The sequence below is a fragment of the Janthinobacterium amylolyticum genome (assembly GCF_051380655.1).
Taxonomy (GTDB): domain Bacteria; phylum Pseudomonadota; class Gammaproteobacteria; order Burkholderiales; family Burkholderiaceae_D; genus Janthinobacterium.
The window spans coordinates 99,452-113,373 of record NZ_JBNYXL010000002.1; the positions used below are offsets into that span (position 1 = coordinate 99,452).

General features: G+C 64.2%; 11 protein-coding genes. 4 read left to right on the top strand and 7 right to left on the bottom strand.

What is annotated here, in order from left to right:
- From ACQ4WR_RS04045 to hutC, 7 genes are all read right to left on the bottom strand, one after another.
- Complete coding sequence (locus ACQ4WR_RS04045) at nt 1-1,722, bottom strand: ArnT family glycosyltransferase (protein WP_436485490.1); 1,722 nt, start codon at nt 1,720-1,722, stop codon at nt 1-3.
- 176 nt (nt 1,723-1,898) lie between these two features.
- On the bottom strand, nt 1,899-2,168 hold the full coding sequence (locus ACQ4WR_RS04050) for a type B 50S ribosomal protein L31 (protein WP_034746247.1): 270 nt from the start codon (nt 2,166-2,168) through the stop codon (nt 1,899-1,901).
- 278 nt (nt 2,169-2,446) lie between these two features.
- The gene (rho, locus tag ACQ4WR_RS04055; protein WP_010401543.1) at nt 2,447-3,709 is read right to left on the bottom strand and encodes a transcription termination factor Rho; all 1,263 of its coding nucleotides are present in this window, start codon (nt 3,707-3,709) and stop codon (nt 2,447-2,449) included.
- 156 nt (nt 3,710-3,865) lie between these two features.
- Nucleotides 3,866-4,192 carry a thioredoxin TrxA gene (gene trxA / locus ACQ4WR_RS04060; RefSeq protein ID WP_102292594.1) on the bottom strand — a complete coding sequence of 109 codons (327 nt, stop codon included), beginning with the start codon at nt 4,190-4,192 and terminating at the stop codon, nt 3,866-3,868.
- Between the two features lie 288 nt (nt 4,193-4,480).
- Nucleotides 4,481-4,960, bottom strand: a complete 480-nt coding sequence (locus ACQ4WR_RS04065) for a response regulator (RefSeq protein WP_436485492.1) — start codon at nt 4,958-4,960, stop codon at nt 4,481-4,483.
- A 78-nt stretch (nt 4,961-5,038) separates the two neighbouring features.
- The gene (locus ACQ4WR_RS04070; protein ID WP_436485494.1) at nt 5,039-8,371 is read right to left on the bottom strand and encodes a PAS domain-containing hybrid sensor histidine kinase/response regulator; all 3,333 of its coding nucleotides are present in this window, start codon (nt 8,369-8,371) and stop codon (nt 5,039-5,041) included.
- A gap of 330 nt (nt 8,372-8,701) precedes the next feature.
- On the bottom strand, nt 8,702-9,421 hold the full coding sequence (gene hutC, locus ACQ4WR_RS04075; protein ID WP_436485495.1) for a histidine utilization transcriptional repressor HutC: 720 nt from the start codon (nt 9,419-9,421) through the stop codon (nt 8,702-8,704).
- Between the two features lie 180 nt (nt 9,422-9,601).
- Here hutC and ada point away from each other — a divergent pair, with 180 nt between their 5' ends.
- From ada to ACQ4WR_RS04095, 4 genes are all read left to right on the top strand, one after another.
- Nucleotides 9,602-10,657 carry a bifunctional DNA-binding transcriptional regulator/O6-methylguanine-DNA methyltransferase Ada gene (gene ada, locus ACQ4WR_RS04080; protein WP_436485496.1) on the top strand — a complete coding sequence of 352 codons (1,056 nt, stop codon included), beginning with the start codon at nt 9,602-9,604 and terminating at the stop codon, nt 10,655-10,657.
- Nucleotides 10,654-11,343 (top strand): 2OG-Fe(II) oxygenase, encoded by a 690-nt coding sequence (locus ACQ4WR_RS04085; RefSeq protein WP_436485498.1) that lies wholly within the window; start codon nt 10,654-10,656, stop codon nt 11,341-11,343. Before ada ends, ACQ4WR_RS04085 begins: the two co-directional genes overlap by 4 nt.
- Before the next feature lie 73 nt (nt 11,344-11,416).
- Nucleotides 11,417-13,081, top strand: coding sequence for a mechanosensitive ion channel family protein (locus tag ACQ4WR_RS04090; RefSeq protein ID WP_436485499.1), 1,665 nt, complete (start codon nt 11,417-11,419; stop codon nt 13,079-13,081).
- A 140-nt stretch (nt 13,082-13,221) separates the two neighbouring features.
- Nucleotides 13,222-13,860, top strand: coding sequence for a GNAT family N-acetyltransferase (locus tag ACQ4WR_RS04095; RefSeq protein WP_436485500.1), 639 nt, complete (start codon nt 13,222-13,224; stop codon nt 13,858-13,860).
- The last annotated feature ends 62 nt before the right edge of the window (nt 13,861-13,922 follow it).

The following is a 13,922-nucleotide window of genomic DNA, read 5'->3' on the forward strand; positions in this document are numbered from 1 at the left end:
CTAGCGTACCCGCTGGTACAGGCGGAAGCGTTCCACGTCATCGGTTGGGCGGCGGCCTTCCCACAGCTTGACCCAGCCGGCAGCGTGCTTGGGCAAGCGTTCTTGCTTGTCCGCTACTCTGGTGCTGTCCTGCAGCAAGTACAGGTCGCATTGCTTCTGGCCCACCTCGGCAAATGGCAGGCGGCCGTAGTAGCCGAACGTGGCCCGCTGGGCGGGGCCGACATTGCTGTTGATGCACTTGCTGTCCGGCGGCAGGTGGATGGAAATCTGGTGCGCCACGCTGGTGTAGCTCTTGCTGTAGTTCAGTTCTGGCAAGAACAGCGTCATGATCAGCACCCAGATCAGGATCAGCCCGCCGGATGACAGGACGACGGCGCGCCACAGCACGGCCGGCTGGCGCGAGATGCGCCAGTGCACCAGGGCGACCCAGCCGGCGCTGACGCAGGCGGCGACGAAAAACGCCACCAGTTCCAGCTCGGGCTTGAATCCCGGCAACAGTTTCAGGGCGTTGTAGGCCAGGCGCGGCGGCCAGCCCGTCAGGGTGGCGAACCAGAACAGCCACAGTACGAAGGCGCAAATGGTCAGCACCATCACGGAGAACCAGTCGATGGCGTTGATGGCGCCGCGTTTCATGGTCAGCAGGCCGAAGGCGGCCATCACGGCCAGTGGCGGCAGCAGCGGCAGCAGCTGGCTCGGGTCCGGATCCGGATGGCACAGGCCGAGGATGGCCAGCATGGCGACAAAGGTCAGCGGCACGACGATGTGCAGCACGTGGTGCTGGCGGCGCCAGGCGTACACGGCCCAGGCGGCGAAAGGCCAGGCGGGCCAGAAGAACCAGATGCCGACGCGCAGGAAATACTGCAGGCTTTTCACGCTGGGCGGGCTGAACTGGCGGCAGTTCCATTCCATCCACGCCTGCAGCGGCGAATGGCCATACGGCTGGATCAACTCGCCCGGCAGCAGCCAGACCAGGGTCAGCCCGATGGCAACGAGCACGGCCAGCGCCAGGTGGCGCACGCTGCGCAGCAACGGCAGGCGCAGGAAGACGGTGCACAGCAGCATGGCGATGACCAGCGCGGCCGGCGTGATCCAGCCGCGCGTGAGGGTCAGGCTGCCCAATGCCAGGCCCAGCAGGGCGGCATTGCGCACGGACGGGCCTTCCACGTAGCGCACGGAGCGGTACAGCAGGTAGGCCATCAGGGAAACGTACAGCGCTTCGGCCGTGATGTCGTGGCTGTGCTGCAGCAAGCCCAGGCAGCCCAGGTAGATGAGCACGGCGGCATCGGCCAGGGTGCGGCCGAAATCGTCCGGCTCTGGCTGGCCGCCGAACGCCAGGCGCAGGGGCTGGGCATCGTTGCGGCGCCCCAGGTGGAAGGCGGTGTACCAGACGGACAGGGTGCTGACGACAAAGATGCCGATGGTCGACATGCGCGCACCAAACACGTCGCCGTCGATCCAGCCGAACAATTTGATGAAAATGGCGCCCAGCCAGAAGGCCAGCGGGCCTTCTTCCGGCATGGACAGGCCGGCCACGTTGGGCCATAGCCAGTCGTTCAGGCCGCCGTGCGCCATGGTCCACATGATGCCGAAACTGGCGGCGTCATCGTTCTTCCACGGTTCGCGGCCGATCAGGCCAGGCAGGATGTACAGCAGGCCAAGCGCAAACAAGGCCCATCGTGGCAGCGCGAGTGTGGCAGCGGCGGGAAGGCGGACTGGCTTCATCGATGGTCGGTATCAGTAAAAATGGTAAGACGCATGAGCAATGGCGTCGGGGGTAAGCGGCAGTATAGAGGAAAGCGGCACGGGTGGCCAAAGCTGTTGCCAAAGACAAAAAAGGCAGCCGTAGCTGCCTTTTTCCTGGTAGCCGAAGCTGCCCTTTTTGCCGCGAGCGGCAAAAATTAGCCTGCTGCGACTGCGGTTTTCGAACCAACGGAACCGAACTTCTGACGGAACTTCTCGACGCGACCAGCGGTGTCGACGATTTTGTGCTTGCCCGTGAAGAATGGGTGCGATTCAGCCGAAACCTCGATCTTCACCAGTGGGTATTCTTTACCGTCGTGGGTGATTTTTTCGCGGGTTTGGATGGTCGAACGGGTAACGAATTTGAAATCGCACGACAGATCGTGGAAAACAACTTCGCGGTATTCTGGATGGGTATCGACTTTCATGGGATTCTCTCTAAGTAGGTAGCCAAACAGCACTTCGTCGGTCGTCTTGCTTCTTGACCCGATTGCCGATCACTTGCCAGGGTTTAAAATAATGCAACCGTCGATTATATAGCGCTTTCCCGTCGCAGGCAATAAAAAAGCCGCTCAATGAGCGGCTTGGGCCTAGCTGGGAGGCGAGATAAAACCGTAGCGAGCAGGCCACAGTTACGATTGAGTAGCGGAACTGTACTTTAGTACAGTGAGCAACGGAGATCGCAAATGTGGCCGCGCAGTAGGTTTTAGCCGCCTCTACGCATCATGTCGAAGAACTCGGCGTTGTTCTTTGTGGCCTTCATCTTGTCGAGAATGAACTCCATCGCCTCGATCTCGTCCATCGAGTACAGCAACTTGCGCAGGATCCAGATTTTTTGCAGTTCGTTTGGCTTGATCAGCAGTTCTTCGCGGCGGGTACCCGATTTGTTCAGGTTGATGGCCGGGTAGACGCGTTTTTCGGCCAGGCGGCGTTCCAGATGCACTTCCATGTTGCCGGTACCCTTGAATTCTTCAAAGATCACGTCATCCATGCGCGAACCCGTTTCGATCAGCGCCGTGGCGATGATGGTCAGCGAGCCGCCTTCTTCGATATTGCGCGCGGCGCCGAAGAAGCGTTTTGGACGTTGCAGCGCGTTCGCGTCGACACCACCGGTCAGGACCTTGCCCGAGGCAGGGATCACGGTGTTGTAGGCGCGTGCCAGGCGGGTGATCGAGTCGAGCAGAATCACCACGTCTTTTTTCATTTCGACCAGGCGCTTGGCTTTTTCCAGCACCATCTCGGCCACTTGCACGTGGCGCGTGGCCGGCTCGTCGAAGGTCGAGGCGACGACTTCGCCGCGCACCGAGCGTTGCATTTCGGTAACTTCTTCCGGACGTTCGTCGATCAGCAGCACGATCAGGGTGATGTCCGGGTGGTTCGCCGTGATCGCATGCGCGATGTGCTGCAGGATCACGGATTTGCCGGATTTCGGCGACGCCACCAGCAGGCCGCGCTGGCCTTTGCCGATCGGGGCGATCAGGTCGATGATGCGGCCGGTGATGTTTTCCTGGCCATTCATTTCACGTTCCAGGCGCAGCGGCTCGTTCGGGTGCAGCGGCGTCAGGTTTTCAAACAGGATGCGGTGTTTCGAGGCTTCCGGCGATTCGCCGTTGACCTTGTCTACTTTGACCAATGCGAAATAGCGTTCGCCATCTTTCGGGGTCCGTACCTCGCCTTCGATCGAATCGCCGGTGTGCAGATTGAAGCGGCGGATTTGCGAAGGGGAGATGTAAATGTCGTCGGTGGACGCCATGTAGCTGGCGTCAGGCGAGCGCAGGAAGCCGAAGCCGTCAGGCAGCACTTCCAGGGCGCCGTCGCCAAAAATCTGTTCGCCGGACTTGGCGCGTTTTTTCAGGATAGCGAACATCAGCTCCTGTTTGCGCAAGCGGGCTGCGTTGTCAATGTCAAGACCGATCGCCATCTCAAGCAGGGCGGATACGTGTAGGGCCTTTAGTTCGGATAAATGCATATGTGTTGAGTGTCCCGAGACGGGATGTAAAGGTAGGGGAGGGGACTGCGTGGCGTTGATTAATTATTGGGGAAGGCTGTGCACGAATGATGGCAAAGCCGCTTCCCGGACGTTCCAGTCAGGCGGCGCTGCGGGCGCAGCGCTGCCTATCATACATTAAATGTTGCTGTCGACGAAAGCGGTCAACTGGCCCTTGGCCATGGCGCCCACTTTTTGCGCAGCTGCAACACCATCCTTGAACAGGATCAGGGTCGGGATGCCGCGGATGCCGAACTTGGCAGGAACTGCCTGGTTGGCGTCAACGTCCATCTTGGCGATCTGGATGCGGCCGGCGTATTCCTTGGCGACTTCTTCCAGGATCGGGGCGATGGCCTTGCAGGGACCGCACCATTCCGCCCAGAAGTCGACCAGCACTGGCAACTCGGAGTTCAGGACGTCTGCTTCAAAAGATGCATCGCTAATGTGTTTGATATTTTCGCTCATATTTTCCTCAAATGAGGGTGGGATCAATAATGCCTGGAATTAACCATACGCTGGTTCGCCATCCATGCTTCCTGGAATACAGCTTGAAGATGGGGGCAATGGGCACGAATTCAATGTTCTTGGAAGGTGCGACCAGAGGTATGCAGGCGGGGATGGCTGAAATAATAACCCATTTTTTCAAAGCGTGGCGATTATTGCAGAAAAACTTGAGGCAGATCGGCCCGCCGCCCGTTCAGCGGGCGGCAAAGCCGCATGCCTGCTGGCGCGAACCGGCGCCGCGCCCCCTTGTCATGCATCGCCGTCCTGGGCCTGGGCGCTGGTGGAACGCGCCGAGTGCTGGCGTTGCAAGTTCACCATCAGCTGCAATTCCGCGCTTTCCATCGGCTTGCGGAAGGTGCCTAATATATGCAGGCCATTGGCCACGGCCAGGCGCTCGGCCGCCAGGCGCACGGCCGAGTGCAGGCCCGACAGCAGCACCACGCCGCCGCGGAAGCCGTTGTCGGCCGCCATGCGCAAAAATTCGATGCCGTCGATATCCGGCATGGACAGGTCGCAGATCAGCAGGTCCGGCTGGTGCTGCTGCAGGCTGCTCAGCGCCTGTTCGCTGTGCGATTCGCAGCGGATGTCGAACTGGCCCAGCTGCTCGAGCATGTCGCTGAGCACGTCGAGCATGAAGACGTCGTCGTCGAGCAGCAGTACGCGCAGGGGCGCCAGGCCCGCTTCATCCTGGGCCTTGGCCTCGGTGTGTGGATTCGATGCATTGTTCATGTGATGTCTTTCTGTTTCCGGTTTGTCTGCTGCATCGTGGTCGATGCTGTTTGTCTTGCCGCAACGTCCTGGCGGTAGCTAGTCGTCGTTGGCAAAGCTGGTGTTATTCATGATTTCTTCGGTAATCTGGTCCAGCAGGGGCCACAGGCGCGTGACGATGCGCCGCGCCCGCTCCGTTTCCTCGGCCGGCTCGCCCGGCGCCAGCGTCTCCAGGCTGTGGCACAGTTCGGCCAGGCCCAGGGCGCCCACCGTGCGTGCCGACGACTTGATGCGGTGCCCCAGTTCGCGCACCTGGTGCACATCGCCGCGCGCCAGGGCCGCGTCCATGTCGCCAAAGCCGTCCTGCGTCGTCTGCAGGAACTTGAAGGCGAACTTGCGCACCTTTTGCGGGTTGTAGCCCAGCAGCTTGGCCAGGATGGACAGGTCGATCACTTCCGGATCGCCGGCCAGGGTGGTCTTGAAGGCGGGCGCGGCGCGGCTGCGCGCGGGCGGCGGCGTGTCGCGCGCCGGCAGCCAGCTGGCGATGGTCTGGTACATCATAGCCGGCTGGATGGGCTTGGAAATGAAGTCGTCCATGCCGGCATCCAGGCAGCGCACGCGGTCTTCGCTGGTGGCCGTGGCCGTCATGGCCAGCACGCGCAGATGCGCCAGCTGCGGGTCGGCGCGGATGTGGCGCGTTGCCTGCAAGCCATCCATCAGCGGCATCTGCACATCCATCAGCACGCAGTCGAACTGCGTCTGGCGCAGCAAATCGAGCGCCTCTTCGCCATTGTTGGCCAGGCAGACGGACGCGCCCGCTTCTTCCAGCAGTTCCAACGCCACCTGCTGGTTGAAGGTATTGTCTTCCACCAGCAGGATGCGGGCATCCTTGAGCGTGCGCATGACGAGGGCCGCGTCGGCGCTGGCGCGCATGGCGGCCGCCGTCTGCACCATGCTGTCGAGCACGGCGGGGGCGGCCTGGTCGGAAATGCCCAGGTTGGCAGTAAACCAGAAAGTGCTGCCGGCGCCGGGGCGGCTGTCGACGCCGACGTCGCCGCCCATCAGCTGGGCCAGCTGCTTGCAGATGGCCAGGCCCAGGCCCGTGCCGCCGTATTCGCGCGTGGTGGAGGTGTCGGCCTGCTGGAATGACTGGAACAGTTTGCTCATCTCGTCCTGCGACAGGCCGATGCCGTGGTCGCACACTTCAAAGCGCACCAGGCAGTGCTTGGCGTCCGCCACCACTTTGTTGACCTTGATGGTGATGCTGCCCTGTTCGCTGAACTTGACGGCGTTATTCGCGTAATTGATCAGTACCTGGCCCAGGCGCAGCGGGTCGCCCACCAGCACGGCCGGCAGTTGCGGATCGATCTCGAACACCAGTTCCAGGTTCTTGCCGGCGGCGCGCGGCGCCACCACCGTCATCAGGGTTTGCACCACATGGTCGAAACTGAAGTTGACGCGCTCGATTTCCAGCTTGCCCGCTTCGATCTTCGAAATGTCGAGGATGTCGTCGATGATGCCCAGCAAGTGCTCGCCGGCAAAGCGGATCTTTTCCAGGTAATCGCGCTGGCGCGGCTCCAGTTCCGTCTTCAGCGCCAGGTAGGCCATGCCGATCACGCCATTCATCGGCGTGCGGATTTCATGGCTCATGTTGGCGAGGAACTGTCCCTTCGCCAGGCTGGCTTCCTCGGCCACCTGCTTGGCCTGGTCGAGCTGTTCCGTGCGCTGCGCCACGCGCTCTTCCAGATGCTCGTTGAGTTCGCGCAGGGCGCTCTCGCTGCGCTTGTGATACGTGATGTCCGTCAGGCTGGCCACCACCATGCCGACCTTGCCGTACTCATCGCGGATGGCTTCCGTGTTGACGGACAGCCACAACAGGCTGCCGTCCGGCTGCTGCACGCCCATCAGCACGTCGCGCATGGCCTCGCCCGTCGACAGGGTGATGTGCACGGGATGGCTGTTGCGGTCGAAGGCGGAGCCGTCCTCGCGCACGGCTTGCCACAGGCTGCGGTTGGCCTGGCTGGCCGGGCTGGCCGCCAGCATGCGTTCGGCGGCGGCATTGCTTTCCAGGATATGTCCATGGCTGTCCTGCACCACCAGGCCATTCGTCACGGCGCCGAAGACGGAAGCCATGCGCTGGCTGGAGTTCGACAGCGCGATCGAGGCCTGGCGCCGCTCCGTGATGTCGGTGATCATTGCCAGGGTACCGCCCGGCTCGCCCGTTTCCGACTGGATGCTGGTGCTCGACAACAAGCCCCACAGGCTCGACAGATCCTTGCGGAAGAAGCGGAAATCGACCTGGTCCGGCTGGCTGGCCAGGCTGCCGTGGCTGGCCAGGCGCCGCTGCATCAGCAGCTGGCTGTCACGGTCCATGAAGTCGAGCATGGGGCGGTGCAGCATTTCCTGCACCGTATAGCCGAGCATGTGCGCCATCTTCGGATTGACGAAGGTGGTCTTGCCATCGGCATCCGTCATCCAGATGCCTTCGGCCGCCGTCTGCACGATCAGGCGGTAGCGTTCCGAGCTGGCGTGCAGGGCTTCCTCGGCGCGCTGGCGCTGCGTCATGTCGCGCAGCGAGACGATGGAAAACACCTGCCCGGCCATGCGCAGCGGCGACAGGCTGACCTTGGCCGGGAAGTGCGTGCCGTCGCGGCGCCGCGCCATCATCACCCTGCCAGGCAGGCTGTGCCTGGCCTGCGGGTCGCCTGCCGACTGGCTGGCCGTGCTTTCCGGCACCAGCTGATCGAGCGACATGCCCGCCAGTTCGGCCAGCGGATAGCCGAAGCAGCGCGCGCCGATCTGGTTGGCGTAATGCACCTTGCCATCGACATCGGCCACCAGCATGGCTTCGGGCGCCGCTTCGAGCATGCAGCGCATGCGCAGTTCCTCGTCGTTCTTGCGTTCGCTGATGTCGCAGACGATGCCGCTGGCCTGGGTGGCGGCACCGTCGGAGGCGCGCGTGAGGACGGCGCCGCGCGCCAGCAGCCAGCGCCAGTGGCCATCGCTGTGGCGCAAGCGGAATTCGCAGTTGAAGACACCCGGCGCCTGGCCGTCGAAGTGCTGGCGGAATGCCTGGCTCAGGCGCGCGCGGTCATCGCGGTGCACTTCGGCCAGCCAGGCGGCCAAGGTGTGCTCGAGCCTGGCCTGCCGGTCGCCCAGTATCTCCTGGTACACGGCAGAGAACAGCAGGGTGTCGCCCTGGCAGCGCCAGGTCCAGCCGGCCATGGCCGCGCCGCGCAAGGCTTGCGCGGCATGCGGTCCGCCCGCGCCGGCAGCGGGCAGCTGCAGGCGCCGCACCTGTTGCCGCCAGCGCCAGGCTTGCCAGCAGGCCAGGCCCGCCAGGGCCGTGGCACTGGCGGCCGCATACGGCCACAGCAGCGAGTTGGCCCCCACGGGCGCCGTCAGCGCCAGTGCGGGAAGCGGCAGCCCCAAGCCTGCGGCTAGCATCGTACGAGCGAGCCGGCGCAGCGCAAGGCGCCGGCGGCGTGGTGCGCTGAAACTCGTGTGGCTGCAATACGACAAATGCATCCCTTTCTGGGGCGTGATTGGACCGGCTGGCATACAGGATGCGCGCGCAATTTGACGCTTGCCGCGCTTTTCTGGCGGCAACTATAGCATCGAATATTTACTCGGAGTGGTTAAGTTCGGAAACGGCAAAAACGCGGCTTTTTTTAGCGCACGGCGCTATGTTTTTTCACGTCTTTGTGAGAATTCGTGAGAAATTTCGCGCGAAATCATGCTACGGAATCAGCGTGTCCGGTCTCAGGCAAAGCTGCCGGCGAACTGATAGCGGTGTCCCGGGTGCCACATGGTGGCGATTGAGGCGATCTTGCCGCCCGAGCGCGTCTGGCGGCGCAGCACCAGGCAGGCCTGTTTCGTGTCGATGGCCAGCATTTCGGCGATGTCGCGCGGCGCCGACAGCGCTTCGATGCTGTAGGTGGCGCCCTGCAGGGGCGCGGCGGCCATCAGGTATTCGTTCGGCGTGATGCTGGAAAAGTCCTGCGTCATGTAGTCGGGCGCGCACTGGGGATTGACCCAGCGGTCTTCCACCTGGATCGGCACGCCGTTTTCAAAGTGCACGATCAGCGAGTGGAACAGCGGCTGTTCCGGCACCAGGCCGAATTGCTTGGCCAGCAAGTCAGAGGCCTTGGTGCGTTCGAGCAATTGCAAGCTGCTGCGGTGGATGTGCCCGCGCGCGCGCACTTCGTCGGCGATACTCTTGATTTCCAGCAGGGTCGCCTGGTATTTTTGCTGCGCAACATAGGTGCCGGAACCCTGGCGCCGCGTCAGCACCTGTTCGCTCGTCAGTTCGCGTACGGCGCGGTTGACCGTCATGCGCGAGACGCCGAATTGTTTCACCAAGGCTTGTTCGGAGGGAATCACGTCGCCTTCTTTCCAGCGTCCGGCGGCGATGCCGGCCAGCAGAAAATCCTTGATGCGCTGGAAAATGGGCGTATTTTCTTGTGTATTGTGATCGTCCAATGCGGTTTCTCCGAAGCGCGGGCTGGGCGCGCCGCCGGGCGGAGGCGCGATGGACGATTTTAGCACCGAGCAAGGCGGGCGCCGCCAGCCTTTTTTGAATTCAAAAGCAAGCGCCGGAGTGTGGCGCGTCCCGGCGCTGGCTATGCTGGATACTTGCCAATCACAAGCACGGAGTCCGACATGCATCATTCTTACATTACCGATGACGAGCGCTGGGACGCCCTGCAGCGCCGCGCGCCCGACGCCGACGGCGTCTTTTACTATTCCGTGCGCACGACGGGCGTGTATTGCCGTCCGTCCTGCGCGGCGCGCCCCGCCTTGCGCCGCAACGTGGCCTTCCACGCCAGCTGCGAGCAGGCGGAGGCGGCCGGTTTCCGCCCCTGCCTGCGCTGCAAGCCCAACCTGCCGCCGCTGGCCCAGCGCCAGGCGGCCATCGTGGCCGACATCTGCCGCCTGATCGACACCAGCGACGAGCTGCCCGAGCTTGATGCGCTGGCGCAGGCAGCCGGCCTGAGCCGTTTTCACTTTCACCGCGTCTTCAAGGCGCACACGGGCATCACGCCCAAAGCCTACGCGGCGGCGCGGCGCGGCGAGCGCCTGAAGGTCAGCCTGGCGCAGGATGGCAACGTCACCGAGGCCCTGTACGCGGCCGGCTTCAATTCCAGCGGGCGTTTCTATGCGGCCACGCCCGGCTTGCTGGGCATGACGCCGGGCGCCTTCCGCGCTGGCGGCAGCGGCGCCGTGATCCGTTTTGCGATTGGTGCCTGCTCGCTGGGCGCCATCCTCGTGGCCAGCACGGACAAGGGCATTTGCGCCATCCTCATCGATGACGATCCGGCCGTGCTGCTGCGCGACTTGCAGGACCGCTTTCCCCGCGCCGAACTGCGCGGCGCGCAAGCCGATTACGAACAGACGGTGGCGCAAGTGGTGGGCCTGGTCGAGGCGCCCGGCCTGGGCCTGGACTTGCCGCTCGACGTGCGCGGCACCGTCTTCCAGCAGCGCGTGTGGCAAGCCTTGCGCGAGATTCCCGCCGGCAGCACCGTCAGCTACGCCGAGCTGGCCCGCCGCATCGGCGCGCCGCATGGCGCACGGGCCGTGGCGGGCGCCTGCGCCGCCAATGCCCTGGCCGTCGCCATTCCCTGCCACCGCGTGGTGCGCAACGATGGCGCCTTGTCCGGCTACCGCTGGGGCGTGGAGCGCAAGCAGGCGCTGCTCGAACGCGAGGGAAAAGCATGATGGCGCTGGACTGGCAGACGATTGAAGAGGCGCTGAACGCCCACGGCTGCGCCGTCCTGCCGGGCTTGCTTGATGCGGATGCCTGCGCCGCGCTGGCGGCGCAATACGACGAGGCAGCGCATTTTCGCAGCAAGGTGGTGATGCAGCGCCACGGCTTTGGCCAGGGCGAGTACCAGTACTGGGCCTATCCGCTGCCAGCGCCGGTGGCCGCGTTGCGCGCGCAGTTGTATCCGCCCCTGGCGGCGATTGCCAACCGCTGGCACGCCAGCATGGGACTCGACAGCCGATTTCCGCTGGGCCACGCGGACTTCCTGGCGCGCTGCCACCTGGCCGGCCAGGCGCGGCCCACGCCTTTGCTGCTGCGCTACCGCGAAGGCGATTACAACTGCCTGCACCAGGACCTGTATGGCGAGCACGTGTTCCCGCTGCAGCTGGCCATCTTGCTGTCGCGCCCGCAAGTCGATTTCACGGGTGGCGAATTCGTGCTGACGGAGCAGCGCCCGCGCATGCAGTCGCGCGTGGAAGTGGTGCCGCTCGCGCAGGGCGATGCCGTCCTCTTTCCCGTGGCCCTGCGGCCCGTCAATGGCACGCGCGGCAGTTACCGGGTGAACATGCGCCATGGCGTATCGCGCCTGTGTTCCGGGATGCGCCACACCCTGGGCATCATTTTTCATGATGCGAGCTGAGCAGTACGTGTGACGCTTGAGTTTCCAGGATTACATGGCATGATGGCTACTCTCCGTCCCTTTGATCGCCGCCATGTCCGCGTTTTTCCGCCTGTTATGCCTGTTGACCCTCTTCCTGCTGCCCGGCGCCCAGGCGGCTGACGACGCTGCTTCGCCGTCGCTGGTATCGGAGGCGGCCGCCGCCATGGCGCGCGTGAACGCCGGCATGGTCAAGTCGGCGCCGCTGATGTTTGCCAACCGCAAGGTGTTCGTCTTTCGCGCCGCGCTGGCCGGCTATCCGCCCGACGAGCGCGCCATTGGCGCGCAGCGCCGCCTGGAAAGCGTGCTGGCGAAGAACGGACCCCTGCAGGCGGGCACGCGCCTGATTCCCGAGGGGACGCAAGTGCTGCTCGACGGCGTGCAGCTGTTTGTCGTCGTCCCTGGCGACGTCAACCTGCTGGCCGGCGACACGACGGAAAGCGTGGCAAAAGTAGCGGCCGAGGAATTGCGCAAGGCCGTGCTGGACTACCGCGAGCAGAGCAGCTGGCGCTACCTGGCCATCGCCGCCGCCGTGTGCGCGGTCGCCACCCTGGTGTTCTGGCTGGTGTGGATGGGCCTGACGCGCTTTTACCGCTGGGCCAAGCGCCGCAGCGGCATCCTGCTGGCCTCGCGCCTGCGCGACGTGCGCCTGAAAAACGTGCGCGTGCTCGATGCCGAGCACTACATCGCCTTCGCGTATCAGCTGCTGAGCGCCGTGCTGTGGGGCTTGCGTCTGATGGCCACGTATCTGTGGGCCGCCTTCGTGCTGGGCCGCTTGCCGTACACGCGCTCGTGGGGCGAAAGCCTGAGCGGCTACCTGTTCGACGTGGCCGCCGACGTTGTCCACGCCATCATCGGCGCCTTGCCGGGGCTGGTGCTGGTGTGCGTGATCTTCGCCATCGCGCGCCTGATCGCCGCCACGGCCGCTTCGCTGTTCAAGCGCGTGGAAAGCGGCGAATTGCAGATCGGCTGGCTCGACAAGGACACGGCCCTGCCGACGCGCCGCATCGCCAGCGTGGTGATCTGGCTGTTCGCCCTGGCCATGGCGTATCCCTACCTGCCCGGCTCGCACACGGCCGCCTTCCAGGGCCTGTCCGTGCTGGTGGGCCTGATGGTGTCGATCGGCGCGTCGAGCATCGTCGGCCAGGGCGCCAGCGGCCTGATCCTCATGTACACGCGTGCCCTGCGCAAGGGCGAATATGTGCGCGTGGGCGACAGCGAAGGCACGGTGGTCGACGTCGGCATGTTCGAGACGCGCTTGCGCACGGGTCTCGGTGAGGAAGTCGCCTTGCCGAACGCCTGGGTGATGTCGCAAACGACCAAGAACTATTCGCGCGCCCAGCCCGGCGGCGGCTTCGTGCTCGACTCCACCGTCACCATCGGTTACGCCACGCCATGGCGGCAAGTGCACGCCATGCTGGAACTGGCCGCCTCGCGCACCGTGGAACTGTCCACTTCGCCAAAACCGTACGTGATGCAGCTGGCCCTGCAAGATTATTATGTGCAATACCGCCTCGTCGCCTACGCCAGCGCCGAAGTCCCGCGCCAGCGCGCCGAAGTGCTGAACCGGCTGCACCAGAACATCATCGATGTCTTCAACGAATTCGACGTGCAAATCACCTCGCCGCACTACATCGATGACCCGAAAGAATCGCACGTGGTGCCGCCGGAGGACTGGTTCAGGGCGCCGGCGCACAAGCCGGAGGACGGGGCCAGGTAAGGTCGCGCGGCATGATGCTCGGCCATGGCGCTCCACATGAAATACCAGTGCCAGCCCGTGGTGTCCTGTGGTATTGGCCAGGCGCAAGGCCTGCGCGCTTGCGTTAAGATGCCGGCGTTTCGAAAAAAAGAAAGAGAACCATGTCCAGCCCATCGCCCGCCGACACCTCACGCACCGCCCGCAGCCTGGCCGCCGCCCTGATCGGCGATCCGTTCTACCGCACCGTCACGGTGGCCTGTGGTGACGACGAAACGGCGCGGCTGGCGATGCTGGAAGCCTACTTTGCGCTGGCGCTGGCCGAGGGCGGGCAGGCGGGTCGCGTCGACCTGGCCGGCGATGTGTGCAATGAGGCGGGCGCTGGCGCCGCCATCTGGACGACGGACACGCCGGCGGCCCTGCGCCAGGCCGCGTATGCGCAGCGCGAAGCCGCCTTGCGCAAGCTGCTGGGGGAGCAGGGTTTTGCCCATTTCACGGCCATCGTCGGAAACATGGAGCACGCGCTGGCGCCGCATGGTCTGCAGGGCGCATGGTATCTGTCGCTCGCCGGCATCGCGCCCGCCGCGCAAGGGCAGGGCTTGGGCGCGTCCGTGCTGGCGCCTGGCCTGGCGGCCGTCGATGCGGCCGGTGCCGCGTGTTTCCTGGAGACGTACAACGAACGCAGCCTGCCGTTCTATGCCCGCCTGGGCTTCGTCGTGGCAGGGCGCTACGCGGAAGGCGTCACGGGCTGCGATTACTGGCTGATGGTACGGCCCGCAGCAGGAAACGCGCACGCTGCCTGATTGACCATTTTGCCAATTTCTATACACTCGTCTTTTCATTCATTCACTGAAAGACCTGGAGA